Origin of the sequence: Gibbsiella greigii (assembly GCF_039540155.1) — a bacterium.
Lineage (GTDB): Bacteria > Pseudomonadota > Gammaproteobacteria > Enterobacterales > Enterobacteriaceae > Gibbsiella > Gibbsiella quercinecans.
The window spans coordinates 19,175-44,942 of sequence record NZ_BAABEM010000050.1 but is presented as its reverse complement, the minus strand read 5'-3'; the positions used below and the strand labels follow the sequence as shown (position 1 = coordinate 44,942).

Sequence of the window (25,768 nt, the reverse complement as noted above, 5' to 3'; positions counted from 1 at the left end):
CTGCAAGCAAACCTCGCCTTCCGGCAAGGTCTCACTTACAACATTGATGAAGGTAGACACCTTGAACACCAAGTTGCCCGGTAACCGGGTGCCTAAGCACCGTAATGACGATTAACCGGCAATGAAGTTACTCCCCTTTGCTTAACAGAAAGTAATGCAAAATATGTCGGCGGTCAACTTTTGCTAACACTTAAGCTGCGCGCCCAACCCGGCGACAAACCCCTGCAGCAACTGCTGGCTAAAGGGGGTATCACCGGCCTGGCGTAGCTTGTGCTGATATGCTGCCTGGCGCTGCGGATGGCTTTCCGCCAGCAAGTTGAGGTAGCTCTGCATGGTGGCGCCGTCGAACTCGGGGTGGAATTGGGTGGTTAACGCATAGGGCCCGTAACGCAGGATCTGGTAGGGATCCTGCGCCGAGTGCGCCAGCACCTCCGCGCTGTCTGGCGGCTCCAACACGCTTTGCGAATGAATCAGGTTGGCTTTAAAACGCGTCGGCAGGCCCGCCAGGCGCGGATCGTGGGCGGCGGCTGGCAGCAACGTGACGTCCAGCGTGCCGACTTCCATCCCTTGCGGGTGATAGTCCACTTTGCCGCCCAGTGCATGGGCCAGCAGCTGGTGGCCGTAGCACACGCCGAAAATCGGCAGGGAAATGCGCATCGCCTGGCGCAGCCATTCGGCCGCCTGTTCACTCCACGGCAAGCGTTCAGAGACCATGGCCTCCGAGCCGGTGATGATCACGCCGCAGTATGCTTCGGGCGGCAGCGGTTGCTCGCCAGCGGGCAGAAAAACCGTTTGCAGGCGCTCGGTGGCGATATGGCCTTGTTGTACAAACATCTGCGTGAAGTTAGCGCGTTCACGCTGAACGGCTTCCGGCGCATCGCCGGTTTGCATCAGTAACAGTGGCTTCATGCTATTTCCTTGTCGGCAGGGAATGCGACGCCGGTCTGGCGGCGGATCTCCGTCAGCAGCGTGGCAACTATCCGTGAATGATCAAGCCAGGCGTGTTCTACCTGGCGCTGTTCCACCAGGCTGGCGAAGACTTCCGCTTCGTACAGCATGGTATTGATATGCTGCGGTTGAGCCAGATCCTGTTTATTCCCGCCGCGCGGCGCCAGCACCACCCCTTGGCACTCGGCGATTTTATCAATAATCAGGTTGCCTGCCTCACCCTGGATTTCGCTTGGGATCGCCGAATCGCTAACTTTGGAATGGCTGATGATCACGTCGAAATCGCCGTAGTTGAGGCCGGCGGTGCCATGTGCGTCTACGCCGCTGGCGAGCAATGTCGCACTGGCGATCACCGACTGCGGGGCGCCAAACAGCGCGACGGCGCTGGCGACGCAGTAATAACCGATGTCCATGATCGAGCCATTGGAAAACTGCGGGTTGAAGGTGTTGGGGTTTTCACCGGCCAGGTAGCGCGGGTAACGCGAGGAATACTGGCAATAGTTGATAAAGGCTTTGCGCAGTTGGCCCACCTTTGGCAACGCTTGCTGCAGCGCTAAAAAATTGGGCAAGTGGGCGCTTTTGAACGCCTCGAACAGCACCACCTGGTTTTCCCGCGCGCAGGCCAGGAGTTGTTCCACCTCGTTCAGATTGGAGGCCAGCGGTTTCTCGCAGATAACGTGTTTTTTATGGCGCAGAAACAACAGGGACTGGCTGCAGTGCAGGGCGTTGGGGCTGGCGATATACACGGCGTCGATCGTGTCGGATTGCGCCAGCGCCGCCAGCGAGTCGAAACACGCAGCGCCGGGGTAATTGGCGCCGAACGCCTGCGCCTGTTCCAGCCGGCGTGAATAGATGGCCGTCAGTTTCATTTTGCCGCACTCGTGGGCGGCGTCGATAAAGCGTTCCGTGATCCAATTGGTGCCGACAACGGCAAAGCGAATCATAGATAACTCCGGTTCCCAAGCCATGAAGATAGCAGATTATCATGCGATGGCCGCCAGGCGAACCGTGATGAGAACGTGGTTGTTATATATAGAGTTCGCCGAACAGCGACAGGTGCGTCAGGTACAGGCGCGTGTCGAACTCCAACTGGTGATAGCTGGGCTCCATGTGGCAGCACAGGCTGTAAAACGCCTTGTTGTGCTCTTTCTCTTTCAAGTGCGCCAGCTCATGCACCACGATCATCCGCAGAAAGTCTTCCGGCGCGTTTTTGAACACCGTCGCCACGCGGATTTCCGCTTTGGCTTTCAGTTTGCCCCCCTGCACGCGTGAGATAGCGGTATGCAGCCCCAACGCATGTTTCATCACCTGGATCTTGCCGTCATAGGCGACTTTGCTCAGCGGCTGGGCGTTGCGCAGATACTGGTTTTTCAGTTCGACGGTGAACTGGTAGAGCGATTTGTCGGTCGTGCAGGTGTGGACGTCCGGGTAACGCTGTAGCAGCACTTCCCCCAGCCGTTGCTGGTAAATCAACTGGCGCACCTGGCTTTGCAGATGTTCCGGGTAGCCTTGCAGGTAAGCGAGTTCGGGCATGCGTATCGGCTCTTGGCGGGCAATCAGGCGGATTATTGTAGGCGGTTTTCTCATGCAAGTCCCGCCCTGGGCGGTTGATTTCATGCTGGTGGGGGCCAACAAGCGCAAAGATGCGCGGGAATTGACGAAAAACATTTACTGCCGGGCGTTTTTAGGGGATAAACAGCCCAAATTTTATCAGTCAGGAGGGGCAATGAGCCAACTCGATCTGGGAACACGGCAACTTGAGCTGGAGCGTTATCCCCAACAGGAAGAAGCAACCCAGTTGCAGGCATGGGAAGCTGCGGATGAATACCTGCTGCAACAGGTTGATAGCCACAGCGCCGGCGATCGGCCCGTGCTGATTTTTAACGATGCTTTCGGCACGCTGACCTGTGCGTTGCACGAGCGCCAGCCTTACAGCATCAGCGATTCCTACATGAGCCAATTGGCCACTCAGCACAACCTGCAGCTTAACGGCCTGGATCCGCAGCGGGTTACGTTGCTTAGCAGCCTGGCGGCGCTGCCGGCCACCCCGGCTCTGGTGATCATCAAGATCCCCAAAGCCCTGGCGCTGCTGGAGCAGCAACTGCGGGCGTTGCGCAATGTGGTGGAGGCCGATACCGTGATCGTCGCCGGCGCCAAAGCGCGCGATGTTCATACTTCTACCCTGCAGCTGTTTGAGCGCGTGCTCGGGCCAACGCGCACCAGCCTGGCGTGGAAAAAAGCGCGGCTGATTCACTGCGACGTGGCGGATATTGTGCCGCCGGCAGCAGCGCAAACCACCGACTGGCTGCTGGACGGCACCGATATGCTGATCCACAACCACGCCAACGTATTTTCGCGCGGTGGGCTGGATATTGGCGCTCGCTTGTTTATGGCCCACCTGCCGAGCGATCTGGACGGCGAGATTATCGATCTGGGCTGCGGCAACGGCATTATCGGCCTGACGGCGCTGGCGCAAAACCCGCAGGCGCAGGTGACCTTTGTTGATGAATCCTATATGGCGGTGGCGTCGAGCGAGTTGAACGTGGCCCACAACCTGCCGCAGGATTTGGTGCGCTGCCAGTTCAATGTGAACAATGGCCTGGCCGGGGTTGACGGCGGCAGCGCACAGGCGGTGTTGTGCAACCCGCCGTTCCATCAGCAACATGCCATTACCGATCACACCGCTTGGCAAATGTTCCTGGATGCCAAGCGCTGCCTGAAGGTGGGCGGTGAACTGCGCATCGTCGGTAACCGCCATCTGGACTACTACCAGAAGCTTAAACGCCTGTTCGGCAACTGCACCACGGTGGCCTCTAACCAGAAATTCCTGGTGCTGAAATCTGTGAAAACCGGCGCACGGCGTTACTAGGCTATAGGGCCAACGCCAGCCGGGTGCCCTGTTCGATGGCGCGGCGCGCATCAAGCTCGGCGGCAACGTCTGCGCCGCCGATCAGGTGCACGGTTTTCCCCATCGCCAGCAAGGGCTGCTGCAACTCGCGGCGCGACTCTTGCCCGGCGCAGATCACCACGCTATCCACCGGCAGGCAGCTTGCCTGGCCGGCGTGGAGAATGTGCAGGCCGCGATCGTCAATCTGCTGATAGCTGACGCCGCTCAGCATGGTTACGCCGTGCTTTGCCAGGCTGGCGCGGTGGATCCAGCCGGTGGTTTTGCCCAGCCCTTCGCCCACCTTGCTGGCTTTGCGTTGCAGTAGCCAAATCTCACGCGTCGGCGGCATGTTTATCGGCCCGTCGGCCGCCAGCCCGCCGCGGTGGCGGTACTGCTCATCAATGCCCCATTCACGGTTAAACGCCGCGCGGGACTGGCCGCCGGCGCTATCCTGTTGGCTCAGGTATTCCGCAGTATCAAAGCCAATGCCGCCGGCGCCGATAATCGCCACGCGCCGGCCTGCCGGTTGTTTATCACGTAGCACGTCCAGGTAGCTCAGCACTTTGGGGTGGTGGATGCCGGGGATCGCCGGGGTGCGCGGCACGATGCCGCACGCCAGGATCACTTCGTCAAATGCCGCCAAATCCGGTGCTTGCACCTGCCGGCCCAATTGCAGCGTAACGCCCAACAGCGCCAACTGCCGGCGGAAATAGCGCAGCGTTTCATTAAATTCTTCCTTGCCGGGGATTTGCCTGGCGATGGTGAACTGGCCGCCGATCTCGCCGGCGGCGTCAAACAGCGTAATCCGGTGCCCACGCCGCGCCGCAGCGGTGGCGAATGCCAGCCCGGCCGGCCCAGCGCCCACCACGGCCAGCCGCTTTGGCGCGGCCGCAGGGTGAAGCGGCAGCTCGGTTTCCCGGCCGGCGCGCGGGTTGACCAGGCAAGAGGCGGGCTGGCCGACGAACACCTGATCCAGGCAGGCCTGGTTGCAGCCGATGCAGGTGTTGATCTCATCGGCACGGCCTTCGGCGGCTTTGCGGACGAATTCGGCATCGGCCAGGAATGGCCGCGCCATTGAGACCATATCGGCGCAGCCTTGCGCCAGTACTTGCTCCGCCACCGCCGGCTGATTGAGGCGGTTGGTAGCGATCAGCGGAATGCGGACCTTGCCCATCAGCCGCTGTGTAACCCAACTGAAGCCCGCGCGCGGCACGCGCGTGGCGATGGTGGGAATACGCGCTTCATGCCAGCCGATGCCGGTGTTGATCAGCGTCGCGCCCGCCTGTTCCACCCTCTGCGCCAGCAGTTCGATCTCGTGCCAATTGGCGCCGTTCTCCACCAGATCAAGCATCGATAGCCGATAGATCAGGATAAATTCCCGGCCGACGGTTTGACGCACGGCGCGGACGATCTCAATGGCAAAGCGCATGCGCTTTTCGATGTCGCCGCCCCAGGCATCATCGCGCTGATTGGTGCGCGCCACCAGGAACTGATTAATTAGATACCCCTCAGATCCCATCACTTCCACCCCGTCGTAGCCCGCCAGTTGGGCCAGGGCGGCGCAGTTGGCGAAGTCTGCGATGGTCTGCTTGATTTCGCGTTCGCTCATGGCGCTCGGCATAAACGGGCTGATCGGCGCCTGCAATGCGGAGGGGGCGACGGGATGCGGTTGGGCGCTGTAGCGCCCAGCATGCAGGATTTGCAGCGCGATTTTTCCCCCGGCCTGGTGCACCGCGTCGGTGATAACCCGGTGGTGCGCCACCTGCTCTGGCAGGCACAGGGTGGCGGCGCCGCGGTAGACCACGCCCTGCTCATTGGGAGCGATGCCGCCGGTGACGATCAGCGCAACGCCGGCCGCTGCGCGTTCGGCATAAAACGCCGCCATACGCTGCGGCCCGTCAGGCAATGTTTCCAGGCCGATATGCATCGATCCCATCAGCACCCGGTTTTTCAGGGTGGTAAAGCCAAGATCCAGCGGTGCCAGCAGGTGGGGATATGCGCTCATGGTTGCCTCCAGCGGGTGAAAAAAGTGCGCTTGTTGTTGTTATATACGGCCATAGCTAAGTGGTCGGATGAGATAAATCTAGCCGTTGTGGGCGGGGTTAGGCACGGCGCTTGCGCTGAATGTGATGGGGGTCATGAATCTGTGGCGCCGTTGATGAGCGATCTAGGCGCGGATACATTCCAGCAGGATGGCGAACGCTGCCGCCATTTGCTGCTCCGGCACGCAGGCGAAGCCCATCAGCAGGCCGCGGCGGCGGTTCGGCAGCATGTAATAACGCGAGAGCGGGCGTACCAGCACGCCGCGCGCGCCGGCGGTGCTGGCGATGGCGACGTCGTCGGCTTCGTCCGGCAGGTTGAGCACCAGGTGCAGCCCGGCGTTGCTGTTGAACGCATTCAACGCGTGCGGGCCCAGGTGCTGTTCGATCAGGTTGGTGAGGAATGCGCGCCGCCTGGCGTACAGCAGGCGCATGCGGCGGATGTGCGCCGTGTAATGGCCCTCGTCGATAAACTGCGCCAGCGCCGCCTGAATCAGCAGGTGCCCGCCGCGGTACAGTTCGGCGTGGGCGGTTTTCAGTTCGTGCATCAGTGGCTTGGGCAACACCACGTAGCCCAGCCGCAGCGCGGGATAGATGGTTTTGCTGAAGGTGCCGATGTAAATCACCGGCGCATCCGCCTCTAGCCCTTGCAGCGCCGGAATGGGCTGGCCGGAGAAGCGGAATTCGCTGTCGTAATCGTCCTCGACGATCCAACTGCCGCTGTTGCGCGCCAGCGCCAGCAACCGTTGGCGGCGCGCCAGGTTCATCACCGAACCGAGCGGGTATTGGTGCGATGGGGTAACGAAGATCAGCCGCGGCGCCGTAGTCGGCTGTTCGGGGGGCACCATGCCGGCTTCATCCACCGGCAGCGGGCAGAGATTGACCGCGTTCATGCGCAGGATATTGCGGATCCCCCAGTAGCCCGGTTCTTCTATCCAGGCGCCGTCGCCGGGGTTGCACAACATGCGTGTGACCAAATCGATCGCCTGATGGATGCCTTCGGTGATCAGGATCTGTTCGGGCTGGCAACGCACCGAACGTGCAACCCGCAGGTAATCCACCAGCGCCTGCTGCAGTTCCGGGCTGCCGCCCTGATTGCTGTAGGTGAGGCGTTGCGGCGTGGGGCGGCGGCTGGCGCGGGCCTGGATCTTGCTGAACAATTGATGCGGGAACACGTTGACGTCGGGCACGCCGGGGATAAAGGCGCCCCACTGTTTGGGACTGGCGCTGGCGTGTTCCAGCAGGTTGGCGCCGCGCGTGGAAAATTCGACCGGGCGTTCGGCGCCGTCTTCGCCCACCGGCATGCTGATGGCGGACAGGTAGCTGTCCGGCACGGTTTCGGCCACGAAGGTCCCGCTGCCCTGACGTGAAAACACATAACCTTCGGCCAGCAGTTGTTCATAGACGGTTAACACCGTGTTGCGGGACAGGCGCAGCTGCTGCGCCAGATCGCGTGTGGGCGGCAGGCGGCTGGACGGCGGCAGGCTGCCATCCAAAATGGAGGTGCGGATCGCATTATATAACTGCTTGTGCAGCTTATCATCGGGCTGTTCGCCCAGACGCTGCAACAACAGGTCACCACACAGAGAGCGCAATTGGATCCCTAAATTATTCGTAACTGGCACTCGATTATAGGGCCACATCCCGTGTACATAAAGGGTATTGGGCCCCGCATGTGGGCAAATCGTACAGATGGCAGTAAGCGGAGAGAACACCATGAAAAATGCAGAGTTGGATCAACGTCGTCAGGATGCTACCCCGCGCGGGGTGGGGGTTATGTGCGGTTTTTACGCCGAGCGTGCGGAAAACGCCACCCTGTGGGATGTGGAAGGGCGAGAGGTGATTGACTTTGCTGCCGGGATTGCCGTGCTCAATACCGGCCACCGCCACCCAAAAGTTATCGCTGCCGTTGAAAAACAACTGCGGGCATTTACCCATACCGCTTACCAGATCGTCCCTTATGAAAGCTATGTGGCGCTGGCCGAGCGTATCAACCAAGTGGCGCCGATTGAAGGGCCGTGTAAAACCACCTTTTTCACCACCGGTGCAGAAGCCGTTGAAAACGCGGTTAAAATCGCCCGTTCTTATACCAGCCGCCCTGGCATCATCACCTTTGGCGGCGGCTTCCATGGCCGTACCTACATGACCATGGCGCTGACCGGCAAAGTGGCGCCGTACAAGCTGGGCTTCGGTCCGTTCCCTGGCTCCGTCTTCCACGCCCAGTACCCGAACGCGCTGTATGGCGTCAGCACCGAAGATGCGATGCACAGCCTGGAGCGGATCTTTAAAGCGGATATCGATCCAAAACAAGTGGCGGCCATCGTGCTGGAACCGGTTCAGGGCGAGGGCGGCTTTAACGTTGCCCCGGCCGAATTTATGCAGGCGCTGCGCGAACTGTGCGACACGCATGGCATCCTGTTGGTGACGGATGAAGTGCAGAGCGGCTTTGCCCGTACCGGTAAGCTGTTTGCCATGGATTATTACAGCGTCAAGCCGGATCTGATCACCATGGCGAAAAGCCTGGCGGGCGGTATTCCGCTCTCTGCGGTTGCCGGCCGTGCCGAAGTGATGGATGCGCCAGGGCCTGGCGGGCTGGGCGGCACCTATGCCGGTAACCCATTAGCGGTGGCCGCTGCGCACGCCGTGTTGGATGTGATTGAAGAAGAACAACTGTGCCAGCGGGCGCAGCGCCTGGGGCAACACCTGGTGGAATTCCTGCAGCAGGCGCGCAACACCTGCCCGGCGATTGCCGATATTCGCGCTTTAGGTTCGATGGTAGCGGTTGAATTTAACGATCCGCAAACCGGCAAGCCTTCCGCCGCCTATACTCACAAGGTGCAACAAAAAGCGTTGGAAGAGGGCTTGCTGCTGTTGACCTGTGGTGTGAACGGCAACGTGATCCGCTTCCTGTACCCGCTGACTATTCCTGACGACCAGTTCAACAAGGCTCTGGGTATCCTGGGCCGAGCGCTGACCAACTGAGGAGCGATGTGCATGAAACTGAACAATGCCGACCTGCTGCGTAGCCAGTGCCTGATTAACGGCGAATGGCGCGATGCGCTGAGCGGCAAACGTGAAGCGGTAATCAATCCGGCAACCGGGGTCACGCTGACCACGGTGCCGCTGGTGAGCAGCGAAGAAACGCAACAGGCCATTGACGCGGCGCAGCAGGCGCAAAACGGCTGGAAGCAGTTGACCGCCAAAGCGCGTTCCGCGCTGCTGCAACGCTGGGCAGACAACATCATGGCGGCGCAGGAGGATCTGGCGCAGTTGATGACTGCCGAGCAGGGTAAATCGCTGGCGGAATCCCGTGGCGAGGTGGCTTATGCCGCTTCGTTTATCACTTGGTTTGCCGAAGAGGCGAAACGGGTGGACGGCGCCGTATTGCAGGCGCCGCAGGCTAACCAGCGCCTGGTGGTGTTGAAACAGCCGATCGGCGTTTGTGCGGCCATTACGCCGTGGAACTTCCCGGCGGCGATGATTACCCGTAAAGCGGCGCCGGCGCTGGCCGCCGGCTGCACGATGATTGTGAAACCGGCGGAGCAAACGCCGTTGACCGCGCTGGCGCTGGGAAAACTGGCGCAGGATGCCGGCATCCCGGACGGCGTACTGCAAATCGTTACCGGCGAAGCCGCGCAGGTGGGCAAAGTGCTGTGCGACAGCCCGGTGGTGCGCAAGCTGAGCTTTACCGGTTCCACCGAGGTGGGGCGTATTCTGATGGCGCAATGCGCGCCTACGATTAAAAAGCTGTCGCTGGAACTGGGCGGCAATGCGCCGGTGATCGTGTTCGACGATGCCGATCTGGATACGGCAGTGGCGGGCATCATGGCCTCCAAATTCCGCAACAGCGGCCAAACCTGCGTGTGCGCCAACCGGATTTATGTACAGGACGGTATCTACGATCGTCTGGTGGAAAAGCTGGTGCCGGCGGTTGAAAAGCTCAAGGTGGGCGACGGCACGGCGGAAGGCACCACGCAAGGGCCGCTGATCGATGAAGCGGCGGTCGATAAGGTGCAAAGCCACATTGCCAATGCGTTGGAAAATGGGGCTAAGATCGCCACCGGCGGGCAACTGCACGCGCTGGGCCGCACTTTCTTCCAGCCGACGGTAGTCACCGACGTGACGCAGCAGATGCGTTTCGCCAAAGAAGAGACTTTCGGCCCGGTTGCGCCGCTGTTCCGTTTCCAGGACGAAGCCGAAGCCGTTGCCCTGGCGAACGACACCGAGTTTGGCCTGGCGGCTTATGTGTTCACCCAGAATGCGGCGCGCCAATGGCGGGTGCCGGAAGCGCTGGAATACGGCATGGTGGGCGTGAATACCGGCTTGATTTCTAACGAAGTGGCGCCGTTCGGCGGCGTGAAGCAGTCTGGGCTGGGGCGTGAAGGTTCGCGCTACGGCATCGAAGAGTATGTCGAGATGAAGTACCTGTGTATCGACGTGGGTAAATAATCCCTACCGTCAGCCATACGCCGACCCATTACGCCCCCTCTTTGGGGGCGTAATGTTATTAAGGTGTGGAGGCCGCTAACGTTCAGCGGCTAGCGTTTTTACCATGCGGAAGTTGGTCAATGACTGGCCATGACGCGCGACCTGCTGTTGTTCCAGCAGTTGGAAACCGCGTCTGGCGAAAAAGGGCCGGGCGGTGATGCTGGCTTCGGTGAACAGTTGCGTTGCCCCGCCGGTAGCGGCCGCCCGCTCGGTGCAAGCCAATAAGCGTGTGGCGATCCCCCTCCCTTGCCAGGCCGGATGAACAAACAGCATATCCAGATGGTTTTGCGGTTCAAGGTGGGTAAAGCCGACAAGGGTGTGCCCACTTACTGCCACCCAGGTTACCGGGTTGAGGCAGCGTTGCCCGAAGGCGTGGCGATCCACCTGCACCCAGGCATTAATTTGTGGCGGCGTATAGTCCCTGGCGGCCACTTCGCGCACGGCGCCGGTAAATACGTTCAGCACCGCGTCCAAATCCGTGCGCTGATAGGGCCGCAGTGTATAGCGTGAATGCCTGCTATCCGTAGTCATGGTGGTGCTCCTTGCTGGTTGGTGCGGCACATTTTACGCTCTGTCTTTAACAAATGCGCGGCATCGGTGATAATAGCCGCTTGGCCTTCACTGTATTGGGCACTAATGAGCGACTCGCAAGAACTTCTGCCGGTGCGTAAGCGCCCGATGAAATTTAGCCTCTTTGTCACGCTGATGGTCAGTGCCGTGATCGTCTCGGTGTTGCTGGTGGTTCATACGCTGTATTTCTTTCAAATAAGCCATGTGACCCGCGACGGCGTCAAGGATGTGGCGCTGGCGTTCGCCCGCACCCTGGCGGACTCGCCGGAAATACAGCGCGGGCTGACGCAGCCTGTCGACAGCAACATTATTCAACCGATCGCCAGTGCGGTGCGAAAACGTAATGGCCTGTTGTTTGTGGTTGTCACCAACATGGACGGCGTTCGCTACTCCCATCCCAACCCCAACCTGATTAATCGCCGTTTTATCGGCAGTGATATTGATTCTGCGTTGCGGGGGCGTGAGAACGTGGCGGTGAACCACGGGGTGCTGGTGGAGGCGCTGCGGGTTTTCACCCCGGTTTATGATAGCCAGAAGCGGCAGATCGGTGTGGTGGTGGTCGGTATCTCGCTAAGCCAGGTCAGCCAGCAGATTAACACCAGCCGCTGGAGCATCCTTTGGACGGTATTATTCGGCGCTCTGGTCGGCAGCCTGGGCATTTGGGCGATTGTGCTGGTGCTCAAGCGGATCCTCTTCGGCTTAGAGCCCTATGATATTTCGCAGCTTTTTGAGCAGCATGAGGCGATGCTGCTGTCGATAAAAGAGGGGGTGATTGCGGTGGACGAGAGTGCGCGCGTCACCCTGACCAACCAGGCGGCCCGGCAGATGCTGTTGGGCAGCAGCAGCGCCCCTGGCACACTGGCCGACGGCAGCGGCGATTCCGCCGGCCTGCTCGCTTCGCTGCGTGAGGTGTTGCGCACCGGCCAACCAGTACAAGATGAGGAAATCAATTTTAAGGAGCGGCTGCTGTTGATTAACACCGTCCCGGTGCGCAGCGGCAACAAGATTATCGGCGCGATCTGTACCTTCAGGGATAAGACGGAGGTCAGCGAACTGATGCAGCGCCTGAGCGGCATGGTAAACTACGTGGATGCGCTGCGTGAACGCTCGCATGAATTCATGAACAAGCTGCATGTGATTCTTGGCCTGCTGCATATGAAAAGCTACGCCCAGCTTGAAGATTACATCATTAAAACCGCCAATAACTACCAGGCAGAAATCGGCTCCCTGCAGTTAAAAATCAAGTCCCCCGTGATCGCCGGCTTCTTGTTAGGCAAGATCAACCGGGCCCGGGATAGCGGGCTGCACTTAACCCTCATGGAAGATTCCCACCTGCCGGATAACGACAATGAAAAGCAGGTGGCGGTGCTGATTACCGCACTGGGGAATTTGACCGAGAACGCACTGGATGCCATGCAGGGGCAGGCCGATGGCGAAGTGAGCGTGCTGTTGCATTATCAGAACGGATGGCTCACCTGTGAGGTGAGCGATGATGGGCCAGGGATCCCGGCGGCACACCTGCAGGCCATCTTTGAAAAGGACTTCTCGTCGAAAGGCGAAAACCGCGGCGTGGGTCTTTTTCTGGCCAAGCAGCAAGTAGAGAGCCTGGGCGGTTCCATTACCGTGGAATCTGAACCGGGCGTGTATACCCAATTTTATATACAACTCCCCTGGGATAGTGAGAGGACAGGCACGTGATCAATGTTTTAATAGTCGATGATGATGCGATGGTCGCAGAGCTTAACCGCTGCTATGTCGCTCAGATCCCCAGGTTCAAATGCTGTGGTATCGCCTCAACGCTTGAGCAGGCCAAGGCGATGGTGTTAAACCCGCAACACCCGATTGATCTGATTTTGCTGGATGTGTATATGCAGCAGGATAACGGCTTGGATCTGCTGCCGGTGCTGCGCAGTTCTCGCCGCCCGATTGATGTGATTATGATTTCCTCCGCGGCGGACGTGGAGACGATCAAAAAGTCGCTGCACTATGGGGTGGTTGACTACCTGATTAAGCCGTTCCAGTTTGCCCGCTTTGAAGAGGCGCTAACCGCCTGGAAGCAAAAAAGGGCGTTGATGGATAACCAGCAGTACTATGAGCAATCGGATCTGGACCGGTTGATCCACGGTAACCAGCCGGCGGCGCCGGATACCAAGCGGTTGCCGAAAGGTTTAACGCCGCAAACCCTGCGCACCATCTGCCTGTGGATTGATGCGCACCCGGGGATTGAGTTTTCCACGGATGAACTGGCAGCGGCGGTGAATATCTCGCGTGTTTCCTGCCGTAAATACCTGATCTGGCTTACAGAAATCAATATTCTGTTCACCAGTATCCACTATGGCGCCACCGGCCGGCCGGTATACCGCTACCGTGTGCAGGCGGAACACATCGCATTATTACAGCAGTACTGCCAGTAACCGCCGGTTAAGCCGGTTTAGAGAGCCGTAGCGGATAACGCTGCGGCTTTTTTGTTGGCCGCTGGATATTACGCGCCTGACGGCGCGTTTGCGCGGTTTACGCCAGCGTGTAGCTGTCGTCAAGCAGGGTAAAATGGAACTGCCGCTGCGAGGAGAGGTGCACACGCTTCGTCTTGGTGACAAAGATCGCTTCAATGTGCGGCAGGCTTGCCGCGTAGGCCAGCCCCTGTTCAACCCCCATGCCGTACAGCAGGGTGGTGTAAATATCCCCGTCGATCGAGTCTTCTGAAATGATGGTGACGCTCAGCAACTCGTTATCAAGCGGATAGCCGGTGCGTGGATCGAGGATATGGTGATACAACCGCCCATCCAGCTCAAAGTAACGTTCGTAAATGCCCGATGTCACCACCGATTTACCGGCCACATTGATCACGCCAATCATCGACTCCGCGTCGGCGAAAGGTTTTTTCAGGCCAATCGCCCAGGCGTTTTGCTCGCCGTGCGGCGGCGCGCCGAGAGTTTGTACATTGCCGCCCAGGTTGATCAGCGCATGCCGGATCTGCTGGCGTTGTAATAAATCCCGCACCAAATCGGCAATGTAGCCTTTGGCGATGGCGCCAAGATCGATTTCCATGCCGGGTTTTTCGAGCAACACCGAGCATTCGTTGGCATTGAGGATCACGTTGGCCGGGTTGGTCAGCGCCAGCAGCGCCTGCAGTTCGTGCTGTGGCGGCACGCTGTTGCCTTGAAAGCCGATTTTCCAGCGCTTCACCAGCGGGCCGATGGTGAAGTTAAAGCTGCTGTTTTCCAGCAGGCTGACCGCCCTGGCGCGCTGAATCAGGCGAAAAACCGGCGGGCTGACCACGACCGGATGCCGGCCAGCGGCCTGATTGATGCTCATGATCTGGGAGTGCGCGCGGTTTACCGTCAGCAGATCTTCCTGCTGTTTAATCAGCCGGAAAACGGCGGCGGCAACCGGTTGGTTATCTTCGAACAGTTTGAGCAGGATGGGAGAGCCCATCAAAACGGCAGAATAGGAATAGACGCGGGCTTCAGATGGCATAGCGGGATCCTGGCTGGTTGACGGCGTAAAGAGCCTGACCCATTTTGGCGTAGGGAGAGGTGCGAAGCCAGCGCCCCTGGCGGGGCGCTGGCGGCCTGTGATTAACGGCGCGCCCAGGAAGCGGCGTTACGGCCAGCCATAGTACCGAAAATAATGATATCGGCGACGGCGTTGCCGCCGATACGGTTACCACCGTGGATACCGCCGACCACTTCACCGGCGGCGTAAGCGCCAGGGATCACCCGTTGGTTGGCATCCAGCACCTCGGTGTTGGTGTTAATCGTTACCCCGCCCATGGTGTGGTGCACGCCCGGGGCGATGCGGATGGCGTAGAACGGCCCCTGATTGATCGGGTGGCGCAATGCGGTTTTACGGCCGAAGTCTTCGTCATCCTGTTTTTCAACAAACAGGTTGTAGCGCTCCAGCGTCGCCAGGAAGGCGTGCATATCCATCCCCAACTTGTCCGCCAGTGCGCGTGGGTTGTCTGCGCTGATCACAAACCCGCGGCTGATGTATTCGTCTGCGGCCTTGTTGTTCATCCGCACCTGCTCATCAAAGACGATATAGGCGTATTTTTCCGGCAGCCCGATGATTTGCGCGGAGACTTTGTCGCGGGTTTCCATTTCATTGAAGAAACGCTCGCCCTTCTGGTTGACCAGGATGGCGCCACCGCCGCGTATTGCTTCGGAGATCAGGTATGAGGTGGTTTGTTCCACGGTCGGGTGGATCTGGATTTCCCCCATATCCACGGTGCCAGCGCCGATGTGCTCCAGCAGGGCGATGCCGCTACCGGTCGCACCTGGGTGGTTTGTGGTCACGAAGCCTGCCAGATCCGGGCGGTATTTCACCACCATTTCCTGGTTGGCGCTGAAACCGCCGGACGCCATGACGATGCTTTTGGTGTAAACCGTTTGGGTTTCGTTCTCATCGTTCACCACGCGCAGGCCGCTGACAGCGCCGTTTTCCATCAGGATCTCGCTTACGTCGGTATCCATCATCACGTCGATTTCACGCTGGTTGATATTGCGTACCAGGCCGCTAATCAGGAAGCCGCCCACCGCAGAGCGATCCGCCGGGCGGTGCGTACGATCGATGCTCATTCCCCCGGTGATGGTGATGTCGTTCAGCACAATGCCGCGGTCTGCCAGCCATTCAATGGCTTCCGGCGCGTTTTCAACGAAGCGGTGCAGCAGTGCCGGGTTGTTTTTGTTTTTGCCGCCTTTCAGGGTTTCCTGATAGAACAGCTCTTTGCTGTCAGCGATGCCTTTGAGTTTCTGGAAGCGGGTTTCCGCTGCGTTCATCCCCACCGAGGCCTTGATGGTGTTGCCGCCGATGGTCGGCATTTTCTCGATAATCAGCACGCTGGCGTCGTGGTCGCTGGCCTGAATGGCTGCCGCCAGGCCGGCGCCGCCGCTGCCAATCACCACCACGTCGTAGCGTGGCGGCTCCAGGGTGCCTTCTTCCAGCGCCATGGCTTTGCAGGATTTGGCGATGGCCTTGGTGACGGCTTTTTTCACCGCTTCGCTCTGGGTGGTGGCGCCGCTGACCGCGTCTACGTGCGGGCTGTTGGCGTCAAGAATGCGTGAGCGGATCACTTCGAAGCTGGAAACGAAGGACACATCCAGCTCTGGCTGTTCGGCCAGTTCGATATCGGCGATGCGATCGGTTTCCAGGCTGACGTTGATCAGCAGTTCGTTGGCTTCATCTTGGACTTTTTCCTGGAACACACCGCTTTTGAATTTACCGGTCGGCATGCTCATATCGCGGATCATCGCGTCCACCAGCGAGAAACGCCACAGCGGTTCCGGGATGGTCAGCGCTTCACGTTGGGTGCTGTCGATGAACAGTTCCAGCGTTTCGCCGTGGCTGATGCGATCGGTCCAATCTGGGTAGGCGATGCAGGCTTTACCCACGGCCACCAGATCGTAACCGTGTTCAATAGCTTCTTCCGCATCGGTGCTGTTGACCACGCCGCCGACGCCCATGATCGGTACCTGCGCCAGTTTTTCTGAACGCATGGCCACGTATTTTTTAATCAGCGGCGTTGCGTCGTTGGTATCGACGATGGACGGGCGCAGGGTGTAACCCATTGAGAAGTGCAGGTAGTGCAGCCCCAGTTCCACCAGCTGTTCCAGCAGGTACAGGGTGTCGTCGAAGCGGATGCCCGGTACTTCGATTTCTTCTGGTGAGAAGCGGTAACCGATGATGAAGGAAGGATCGGCATACTGGCGCACCATTTTATGGGTGGCTTCCAGCACCGCCAGTGGGAATCTGGCGCGTTTCTCACGGCTGCCGCCCCATTCATCGTCACGCTGGTTGGAGTTCGGAGAGAAGAACTGCTGAATCAGGTAGGTGTTGGCGCCGTGGATTTCCACGCCGTCAAAGCCGGCCTTGATGGCGCGACGTACCGCCTCGCCAAATTTACCGACCATCTCTTCCACTTCCTGCGTGGTCAAAGCGCTGGGCGTTGCGGCGCCGTCACGCGGGGCGGCGATGGCGCTTGGGCCAACCGGCGTGCGGCCGCCGATCAGAGAAGGTTCCACCATACGGCCGCCGTGATAGATCTGCAGCACGGCTTTGGAGCCTTTGGCCTGAATCGCTTGGGCGATTTTACGCAGCCCCGCGATTTTGTCGTCGCTGTCGATGCCGATGGCGCCTGGGAATGCCAGTCCTTTATCATCAACAAAGGCGCACTCGACGATGACTGTCCCAATGCTGCCGGCGCGTTCGCGGTAGTATCCCACCAGTTCACTGGTGACACTACCGTCAAAATACCCGGTGCAGGTCGTCATTGGCGCCATTAAAATACGGTTTTTAAGCTGAGTACCGTTGGGAAGGGTAAATGGGCTCAGTAATTGATCGTGACTGTTCATACTCATCAACTCCAAAATTTAAAAATTAGAATTCTTTAAATTCGTTATCGGACGCCTATTTTTCGTTTTATTTCTCGTCGATTTCATACAACTAATAGTATTGTGTTTTTAGTTTCAAAATTGATTACATTAGTTAAATAACTATTTACGGAGGATGATTCACGCGGTGAGATTGGTTATTATCAGTTTTAAAATAAAAAGGTTACATATTTAATAACGATTAACATTTTAATTACTTATCCAAAAACGGGCTAAATGTATTTTGTCTGAAGGCGCGAAACCGCATCATTACTGGGTTTGTCAGCATTTTATGTAATGTGTTTAGATGATCGAAATGTGTCATCCCCACTGTTTTCGGCACTTTTAGCCACAATGGTTACTTTGATGTAACGAAAAATATCTCGGTGATGACAGCCCACTTAAAAAAGGCCATCATATTTTCAAGTTAACTAATTTTTATTTTATACCGTTGTTTCTTGATCAAGATCAACTGCTGTAAATATCGAAAAATGGTTATACTAATAAATAACATTCAGATCATTTATTTCTTCCGATAGCAAAATATGCGCGTCGGGGATAATTAATTTGTCAGCATTAAAAAACTAAAAAAAGTAAAAAAATTAAAGAAGTCACAGAATGTATTCCCCCAGGGCACGGTGCCTGATGCTTTATCAAAGCAAACCGCCAAAACGCGCTGGGCAGAAAAAAAGATTCTTAACTACTTGTAGATAATGACCATGACTATTTCAATGACGATGAAATCGAAAAGCAAAACGGCCGATCCTAACGCGGCCAACAAAGCATCAAGCGGCAAGAAAAACCGCCTGATCTTTACACTGTTGCCGATAGTGGTTGCCGTGCTGCTGTTGCTGGTGCCGGTTCCTTCCGGGCTGGCGCCGCATGCGTGGTATTTTTTCGCTATTTTCGTGGGCGTCATTATCGGCCTGATCTTTGAGCCGCAGCCTGGCGCCGTGATTGGCCTGAGCGGTGTGGTGATCATCGCACTGGCCAGCCAATGGGTGCTGTTTAGCCCCGAACAAATGGCCGCGCCCAACTTTAAGTTGGCGACGCAATCTTTCAAATGGGCGGTGAGCGGCTTTAGCAACTCTACCGTGTGGTTGATCTTCGGCGCCTTCATGTTTGCCGCCGGCTACGATAAAACCCGTTTCGGCCGCCGCCTGGCGCTGATCCTGGTGAAATATCTCGGCCGCCGTAGCCTGACGCTGGGTTATGCCATCACCTTTGCGGATCTGCTGCTGGCGCCGTTCACGCCATCCAACACCGCGCGCAGCGGTGGGACGATTTACCCGATTATCGCCAACCTGCCGCCGCTGTACGGTTCCAAACCGAACGATCCGAGCGCCCGCAAGATTGGTTCTTACCTGATGTGGGTGGCTATTACCTCGGCTTGTATCACCAGCTCCATGTTCCTGTCTGCGCTGGCGCCGAACCTGTTGGCGCTGGCGTTGGTGAAAAGCATTGTCGGCATCACCATTTCCTGGGGCACCTGGTTCCTGGCCTTCCTGCCGCTGGGCGTGATCCTGATCCTGGGTATGCCGCTGCTGGCTTACTGGCTCTATCCGCCGGAAGTAAAATTTAACGACGAAGTGCCGCGCTGGGCGCAACAGGAACTGATCAAACTGGGCAAGCTGACCCGCAATGAAATCCTGCTGTTGGTGTTCGTGTGCTGTGCGCTGGTGATGTGGATCTTCGCTGCCAATTGGATTGAGCCGGCGATGGCAGCATTGCTGATCGTCAGCCTGATGCTGTGGACCGGGGTACTGGAGTGGAGCGACATTACCGGCAACAAAGCCGCCTGGAATACCTTTGTGTGGTTCGCCACCCTGGTGGCGTTGGCTGATGGCCTGTCGTCGACCGGCTTTATCTCCTGGCTGGGCAAAGAGGGCGGCGCGCTGCTGAGCGGTATTGCCCCTGGAACGGCGTGCATCGTATTGGTGGTGGCCTTCTATCTGCTGCACTACCTGTTTGCTAGCAACACTGCACACACCACGGCATTGCTGCCGGCCGTACTGACCATCGGCGCGACTATCCCTGGCATGAATATGCCGGTGTTCTGCCTGATGATGGTGACGTCGCTGGGGATTATGGGGATCATCACCCCGTACGGCACCGGCCCAAGCCCGATTTACTACGGCAGCGGTTACCTGCCGACCGGCGACTACTGGCGGCTGGGCACTATCTTTGGCGCAATCTTCCTGATTGGCCTGCTGGTGATCGGTTATCCGTGGATGACGATGATGTTCTGAATTAATGCGGCTAGCCCGGTGATGGGCTGGCCGCTAAGCTATCCAAACTTGATGCCGCCGGCGTGCTTCCCGGTGAATAAGCCAAGCCACGGCGGCCACTGATAATAAAGTGAGAGCACAATGTCAAATAAACCATTCCATTACCAGGCGCCGTTCCCCCTCGCGAAAGATGAAACGGAATACTACCTGCTGAGCCGCGAACACGTATCGCTGGGTGAGTTTGAAGGGCAGCCGATTTTGAAAGTTGAACCTGAAGCGCTCACCCTGCTGGCGCAACAGGCCTTCCACGATGCCGCCTTTATGCTGCGCCCTTCCCACCAGCAGCAGGTCGCTGCGATTCTTGACGATCCCGAAGCCAGCGAAAACGACAAGTACGTGGCGCTGCAGTTCCTGCGCAACTCTGAAATCGCCGCCAAAGGCATTCTGCCTACCTGCCAGGATACCGGCACGGCGATCATCATGGGTAAAAAAGGCCAGCGCGTCTGGACCGGCGGTGGCGATGAAGAAGCGCTGACCCGCGGTGTGTACAACACCTACACCGAAGATAACCTGCGCTATTCGCAAAACGCCGCGCTGGACATGTATAAAGAAGTGAACACCGGCACCAACCTGCCGGCGCAGATCGATCTCTACAGCGTGGATGGTGACGAGTACAAGTTCCTGTGCATGGCGAAGGGCGGCGGCTCCGCCAACAAAACCTACCTGTACCAGGAAACCAAAGCGCTGCTTTCGCCGGGCAAACTGAAAAACTACCTGGTGGATAAAATGCGCACGCTGGGCACCGCGGCTTGCCCGCCATACCATATTGCCTTCGTGATCGGCGGTACGTCGGCAGAGGCCACGCTGAAAACCGTCAAGCTGGCTTCCACCCGTTATTATGATGGGCTGCCAACCGAAGGCAACGAACATGGCCAGGCGTTCCGCGACGTGCAACTGGAGCAGGAACTGCTGGAAGAAGCGAAGAACCTGGGGTTAGGCGCGCAGTTCGGCGGCAAATATTTCGCCCACGATATCCGCGTAATCCGCCTGCCGCGCCACGGTGCCTCTTGCCCGCTCGGCATGGGGGTGTCCTGTTCGGCTGACCGTAATATCAAAGCGAAGATCAACCGCGAAGGGATCTGGATCGAAAAACTGGAAAGCAACCCGGCACGCTATATTCCAGAAGCGTTGCGCCAGGCGGGCGAGGGGGATGCCATCAAGGTGGATCTGAACCGCCCGATGAGCGAGATCCTCAAGCAACTTTCGCAATACCCGGTTTCCACCCGCCTGTCGCTGAGCGGCACCATTATCGTGGGGCGTGATATTGCCCATGCGAAGCTGAAAGAGCGCTTGGATAACGGTGAAGGGCTGCCGCAGTATGTGAAAGATCACCCGATCTACTACGCCGGCCCGGCCAAAACGCCGGAGGGTTATGCTTCAGGTTCTCTGGGGCCAACCACCGCCGGGCGTATGGATTCCTACGTTGACCTGTTGCAGGCCAACGGCGGCAGCATGATCATGCTGGCGAAAGGCAACCGCAGCCAGCAGGTGACCGATGCCTGCCACAAACACGGTGGCTTCTACCTGGGCAGCATCGGCGGCCCAGCGGCGGTGCTGGCGCAGCAGAGCATCAAGAGCCTGGAATGTGTGGAATATCCGGAGCTGGGTATGGAAGCCATTTGGAAAATTGAAGTTGAGAACTTCCCGGCGTTTATTCTGGTGGATGATAAAGGCAATGACTTTTTCCAACAGATCCAAAATGATAAATGCGCCGGTTGCGGCATCAAGTAATCCCACGATGTGAAGCATAAGTCAATAAGCCGCCTTGGTGACCAGGCGGCTTTTTATCACCTGCAACTCGAATTATTTTGGGTGTAATAATAAACCTTCATCGCCCCACTGCTTTTTACTTTTATTGATAATTATATGATGCGATAAATAAACCATTTAATGGGGATATGTTTCACTTTTATATCTTTATGCATGTTAAGTTCTTTTAGGATATTTACCATAAATAAAGTATGATGGATTTTATTTATTAAGAATATTACCCATGATTATTTTTTTATTTTTCACATTGACAATGATGCTTTGACGTTTTTTCTAAGATATTGTTTTCGGATTGTTGACTAAATTTGAATTTTTCATTTGTTTGTTTTTAGTTATTGGCCTTATCATTCTGAATATTTCACTTTTCCTCTATTGATGAACATATCTTTATCGTGTCGGCTAAGCTATTAATCGATGCGGATTGTGATGCAATATTTATTGGGGCATAAATCGCATCGCTTCAGGAAATACTCACCTCATGGCTATGAATAAGATCGTTATCAAGGAGATATATTGTGAAAATTAAATTTACAGCAGCGGCCATTGCTAGCGCGGCGTTATTATTCAACATCGCACAAGCTGCAGACGGGACGATTAATTTCACCGGTAATATTACCGATCAGGCATGTACTGTAGATACTGCATCAGCAAATCAGACCGTAAACCTGGGCAATGTAAGCGCCAAGGCTTTTGCTGCTGCGGGTGACGTTGCCGCCCCAACCAAATTCTCTATTAATTTGACCAACTGCCCGCAGACCGTTACCCAGGCCAGCGTTAAATTTGACGGCACCACCAACGCCACCAATCAGTCCATCCTAGCGCTGAGTAGCGGCCAAACCGCGACCAACGTCGGGGTTGCCCTGTATGAAGCCGACAGCACCACGCAAATCCCGGTTGCTTCTGCTTCTGCATCACAAACTATCACCACTGAAGGCCCGAATGTGCTGAACTTTGTTGCTAAATACATGGCAACGGCTTCGTCTGTCGGTACCGGTACGGCAAACTCGGTAACTAACTTCACCGTTAATTATAACTAAGTATTATTTGTAGCCTAAGCAGTTGGCTGATTACGCCAACTGCTTAGTTAAGAATATAAAATTAGGCTGGTTAATTAATGGCTAGGATAGGGAGAGTCTCGTGAGCCTCTGGAAAAAGAACCTTATTATTATGATCGGCCTGTTAGGCGTTGCCCAGGCACAGGCTGGCATCGTCGTTGGGGGAACGCGGGTTGTTTACGATGCAAGTAAAAGAGAAGCATCCTTATCAATCAGCAACCCTGATAAAAGTAAACCTTACCTGATTCAATCTTGGTTTGATAATGTTGATGACAATGATAAAAGCCAGGTCCCTTTCATTATCACACCGCCTTTATTTCGTCTGGATGCCGGGCAGGAAAATATCGTCAGGATCGTCCGCGTCGGCGGTGCTATACCGGACGATAAAGAATCAGCATATATCGTCAATGTGAAATCTATCCCCTCATCCGATCCGCACGCAGTGAACCAGCTGCAAATTACGGTCAATACACGCATTAAGATGTTTTATCGCCCGGCGAAATTACCTGGCAATGCCGATGAGGCTTTTAAAGAACTGAAGTTCAGTTCGGCCCAGGGGAAACTGCAGGCTCGCAATGATACGCCGTATTACATCTCCTTTTATAGCCTGAAAATAAACGGCAGGGAAATCGCTGAACCTGGAATGATCGCGCCTAAATCAACCCGGCAATGGCATGAGAACGCCGCGGCCAACGGCAAAGTGAGTTGGCGTGCGATCAACGACTTTGGCGGGATTTCGTCCGTCGCTGAAGCGGGTATTTAATTTTTTGAACAGAATTTCATAAGGAGCAGGTGATGCAGCGCAAAGGAGGGTGTTTCAAGAACAAAGATAAAAATTTGTACCGAATCCGGCCGATAGCCCTGATTGTTTCAGTAGCACTAAGTGCTTACGCCGCGGATTCTTTCTCTCAAGATTATTTTAACCCCGATGCTTTGCACAGCGATCACCCCGGCGTGCAAAACGTCAGCCTCGATCATTTTAGCCAGGAAGGGGAACAGGCGCCCGGTACTTACCGCGTTGATATCTATCTCAACGGGGAAATTATGGATGTGGCGGATGTGACGTTCGTTGACACCGATAAGGGATTGAAGCCTGTACTCACACCGGACCGATTAAAACAGCTGGGGGTACGCACCTCGGCTTCCGATAAGTTGCTGGGGTTGGCCGGCGGCGAGCAAATCACCGACCTTGGCGCCTATATTCCCGATGCCAATGCCAAGCTGAATTTCGGGCAGCAACGTTTGGACATCACCGTTCCCCAGATTTTTATGGATCAGCAGGCCCGTGGCTATGTTGACGCCAAACTCTGGGATCAGGGGATTAATGCGTTAATGCTGAACTATGCCTTCACCGGGGCGAATAGCCGTTACGATAAGAAAAACCGCGGTGAAGAGAATAATAGTACCAACAACTATTATCTTAACCTGCGCAGCGGCCTGAACCTGGGGGGATGGCGCCTGCGCAATTACTCGACCTATATCAATAGCGACAATTCCGGCTCACAGTGGAAAAGTATCAATACCTATGTGCAGCATGACGTTGAGCGCGTGAAAGGGCAGTTTACCGCCGGCGATGCCTACACGCCGAGCGATGTCTTCGACAGCGTGCAATTTCGCGGCGTGCAGTTGGCCTCGGATGACAATATGCAGCCTGACAGCCTGCGTGGCTTTGCACCGGTGGTGCGTGGGATTGCCCAAAGCAATGCGCAGGTGACGATACGGCAAAATGGCTATGTCATCTATCAGACTTACGTGACGCCCGGCGCTTTTGCTATCAGCGATCTTTACCCCACTTCCTCGAGCGGCAACCTTGAAGTCACGGTGAAAGAAGCCAACGGCCAAGAAAGAAAATTCATTCAACCCTATTCCGCAGTGCCGATCATGCAGCGTGAAGGCCGGTTGAAATATGGCGTGAGCGTGGGGAAATACCGTTCGCTGTTGAACGGCGCCCGTGAACCCAACTTTACCCAGGCCAGCCTGATCTACGGGCTACCGGGCGACACTTCGGTGTATGCCGGGCAGATATCCTCCAAAGACTATCTTTCTTTCTTGCTTGGCGTGGGCCACGGCTTTGGCGATCTGGGGTCATTGTCTTTCGATGTCACCGAGGCGCGCACCCGGCTGGAGCACGAAGGCAATCACCAGGGGCAATCGCTGCGTTTTCAATATTCCAAAGATATTGCTGAAAGCGGCACCTCGTTTACTCTGGCGGGCTATCGCTATTCGACCAGTGGTTATTATGACTTCACCGAAGCCAATGAGCTGGAAGCGACGAAAGGTGAAGCCTGGCGGGTAAATTACAATAAAAGAAGCCGTGTGCAGCTTAACGTCAGCCAGTCCATTGGCGACGCGGGGAATATTTATATTTCCGGCTATCAGCAGGATTTCTGGCGGCAGAGCGGTTATGAACGCAACCTGGGCGCCGGGTATAACTTCGGCCATGACGGCATCAACTACAGCCTCAGCTATAGCTATACGCAAGCGCCGAGCGGCGACGGTAACGATCAGATCTTTTCCTTCGCGGTGCAGATCCCATTAAGCAAGTGGTTGCCAAACAGCTGGGCAACTTCAACCACCAACGTCGATAAACACGGCAAAGCCGAGCAGTCGGTTGGGCTAAGCGGCACCGCGCTGGCGGATAACAACCTGAGCTATAACGTGCAGCAAAGCTATGGCAACCGCGGTGCGGGCGCCAGCGGCCTGGCATCCGCCAGCTATAAGAGTACCTATGGTGAAGTCAACGCCGGTTACAACTACAACAAGTACTCACAGCAAATCAACTATGGCTTGCAAGGTGGGCTGTTGGTTCACCCGTATGGCGTAACCCTGTCCCAGGCATTAGGCGAAACGCTGTCACTGGTCAGGGCGCCGGGCGCTGCCGGCGTACACGTGCAAAATAATACCGGGGTATACACCGACTGGCGTGGCTATACCGTGGTGCCGTATGTGACCACCTACCGCAAAAACCGTATTGCGATTGATACCGAGACATTAGCGGAAGATGTTGATATCGATACCAATACGCGCACGGTGATCCCAACGCAGGGGGCCGTTGTGCTGGCTGATTTCCAAACGCGTTTGGGTAGCCGAATTATGCTGACCTTAAAACACGATGGCGGAAATATCCCCTTTGGCGCCATGGTCAGCCTGATCGCGCCGGAGGATAGCACCAGCAGCGGTATCGTGGATGCCAATAGCCAGGTTTATTTAAGCGGGATGCCGGAAAAGAGCAAGTTGAAAGTCATTTGGGGAGAAGGCGAAAGCCAGCGGTGTATTGCCGATATTGTGTTGCCTACGGAGAAAGAGAACGCCTCATCCGTACAACGTCTAACCGCTACGTGCAAATAGGATAGGG

General features: G+C 56.6%; 18 protein-coding genes. 10 read left to right on the top strand and 8 right to left on the bottom strand.

What is annotated here, in order from left to right:
* Positions 1-183 precede the first annotated feature (183 nt).
* From AC559G_RS21970 to AC559G_RS21960, 3 genes are all read right to left on the bottom strand, one after another.
* Entirely contained in the window at positions 184-909 is a 726-nt protein-coding gene (locus AC559G_RS21970; RefSeq protein ID WP_498914697.1) for a type 1 glutamine amidotransferase family protein, read from the bottom strand.
* Positions 906-1,892: a Gfo/Idh/MocA family protein gene (locus AC559G_RS21965; protein ID WP_498914695.1), complete on the bottom strand. Its 987-nt coding sequence runs from the start codon at positions 1,890-1,892 to the stop codon at positions 906-908. The genes AC559G_RS21970 and AC559G_RS21965 overlap by 4 nt, the downstream gene beginning before the upstream one ends.
* 82 nt (positions 1,893-1,974) lie before the next feature.
* Positions 1,975-2,481: a M48 metallopeptidase family protein gene (locus AC559G_RS21960; RefSeq protein ID WP_462614524.1), complete on the bottom strand. Its 507-nt coding sequence runs from the start codon at positions 2,479-2,481 to the stop codon at positions 1,975-1,977.
* A 193-nt stretch (positions 2,482-2,674) separates the two neighbouring features.
* Here AC559G_RS21960 and rlmG point away from each other — a divergent pair, with 193 nt between their 5' ends.
* Entirely contained in the window at positions 2,675-3,817 is a 1,143-nt protein-coding gene (gene rlmG, locus AC559G_RS21955) for a 23S rRNA (guanine(1835)-N(2))-methyltransferase RlmG (protein WP_498914693.1), read from the top strand.
* A 1-nt stretch (position 3,818) separates the two neighbouring features.
* Here rlmG and AC559G_RS21950 read toward each other — a convergent pair whose 3' ends face one another.
* Both AC559G_RS21950 and pdxR read right to left on the bottom strand, forming a co-directional pair.
* Positions 3,819-5,840: a 2,4-dienoyl-CoA reductase FMN-binding domain-containing protein gene (locus tag AC559G_RS21950; RefSeq protein WP_498914691.1), complete on the bottom strand. Its 2,022-nt coding sequence runs from the start codon at positions 5,838-5,840 to the stop codon at positions 3,819-3,821.
* 162 nt (positions 5,841-6,002) lie between these two features.
* Positions 6,003-7,469, bottom strand: coding sequence for an aminotransferase-like domain-containing protein (pdxR, locus tag AC559G_RS21945; RefSeq protein WP_498914689.1), 1,467 nt, complete (start codon positions 7,467-7,469; stop codon positions 6,003-6,005).
* A gap of 121 nt (positions 7,470-7,590) precedes the next feature.
* Here pdxR and AC559G_RS21940 point away from each other — a divergent pair, with 121 nt between their 5' ends.
* Together AC559G_RS21940 and AC559G_RS21935 are read left to right on the top strand one after the other, a co-directional pair.
* Positions 7,591-8,856: an aspartate aminotransferase family protein gene (locus AC559G_RS21940; protein WP_498914687.1), complete on the top strand. Its 1,266-nt coding sequence runs from the start codon at positions 7,591-7,593 to the stop codon at positions 8,854-8,856.
* A gap of 12 nt (positions 8,857-8,868) precedes the next feature.
* The gene (locus AC559G_RS21935) at positions 8,869-10,323 is read left to right on the top strand and encodes an NAD-dependent succinate-semialdehyde dehydrogenase (protein ID WP_498914685.1); all 1,455 of its coding nucleotides are present in this window, start codon (positions 8,869-8,871) and stop codon (positions 10,321-10,323) included.
* A gap of 75 nt (positions 10,324-10,398) precedes the next feature.
* Here the strand turns inward: AC559G_RS21935 and AC559G_RS21930 are convergent, their stop codons facing one another.
* Complete coding sequence (locus tag AC559G_RS21930) at positions 10,399-10,893, bottom strand: GNAT family protein (RefSeq protein WP_498914683.1); 495 nt, start codon at positions 10,891-10,893, stop codon at positions 10,399-10,401.
* A 105-nt stretch (positions 10,894-10,998) separates the two neighbouring features.
* On the opposite strand from AC559G_RS21930, the gene AC559G_RS21925 reads away from it, so the two are divergent.
* Both AC559G_RS21925 and dcuR read left to right on the top strand, forming a co-directional pair.
* The gene (locus tag AC559G_RS21925) at positions 10,999-12,630 is read left to right on the top strand and encodes a sensor histidine kinase (protein ID WP_498914681.1); all 1,632 of its coding nucleotides are present in this window, start codon (positions 10,999-11,001) and stop codon (positions 12,628-12,630) included.
* Entirely contained in the window at positions 12,627-13,346 is a 720-nt protein-coding gene (gene dcuR, locus AC559G_RS21920; protein WP_095847144.1) for a two-component system response regulator DcuR, read from the top strand. Before AC559G_RS21925 ends, dcuR begins: the two co-directional genes overlap by 4 nt.
* 97 nt (positions 13,347-13,443) lie before the next feature.
* Here dcuR and AC559G_RS21915 read toward each other — a convergent pair whose 3' ends face one another.
* Together AC559G_RS21915 and AC559G_RS21910 are read right to left on the bottom strand one after the other, a co-directional pair.
* A complete protein-coding gene (locus tag AC559G_RS21915; RefSeq protein ID WP_498914679.1) occupies positions 13,444-14,409 on the bottom strand; it encodes an FAD:protein FMN transferase in 966 nt (321 codons plus the stop codon).
* A gap of 101 nt (positions 14,410-14,510) precedes the next feature.
* Positions 14,511-17,282: a flavocytochrome c gene (locus AC559G_RS21910; RefSeq protein WP_498914872.1), complete on the bottom strand. Its 2,772-nt coding sequence runs from the start codon at positions 17,280-17,282 to the stop codon at positions 14,511-14,513.
* 755 nt (positions 17,283-18,037) lie between these two features.
* Here AC559G_RS21910 and AC559G_RS21905 point away from each other — a divergent pair.
* The 5 genes from AC559G_RS21905 to AC559G_RS21885 all read left to right on the top strand — a co-directional run bounded on the left by AC559G_RS21905 (position 18,038) and on the right by AC559G_RS21885 (position 25,761).
* Entirely contained in the window at positions 18,038-19,549 is a 1,512-nt protein-coding gene (locus AC559G_RS21905) for an anion permease (RefSeq protein ID WP_498914870.1), read from the top strand.
* Positions 19,550-19,669: 120 nt separating this feature from the next.
* Entirely contained in the window at positions 19,670-21,319 is a 1,650-nt protein-coding gene (gene fumA, locus AC559G_RS21900) for a fumarate hydratase (RefSeq protein WP_498914678.1), read from the top strand.
* A gap of 554 nt (positions 21,320-21,873) precedes the next feature.
* A complete protein-coding gene (locus tag AC559G_RS21895) occupies positions 21,874-22,395 on the top strand; it encodes a fimbrial protein (protein WP_346081468.1) in 522 nt (173 codons plus the stop codon).
* Positions 22,396-22,495: 100 nt separating this feature from the next.
* Positions 22,496-23,176 carry a fimbrial biogenesis chaperone gene (locus tag AC559G_RS21890; protein ID WP_498914676.1) on the top strand — a complete coding sequence of 227 codons (681 nt, stop codon included), beginning with the start codon at positions 22,496-22,498 and terminating at the stop codon, positions 23,174-23,176.
* A 32-nt stretch (positions 23,177-23,208) separates the two neighbouring features.
* The gene (locus AC559G_RS21885; protein WP_498914674.1) at positions 23,209-25,761 is read left to right on the top strand and encodes a fimbria/pilus outer membrane usher protein; all 2,553 of its coding nucleotides are present in this window, start codon (positions 23,209-23,211) and stop codon (positions 25,759-25,761) included.
* Positions 25,762-25,768: the final 7 nt, after the last annotated feature.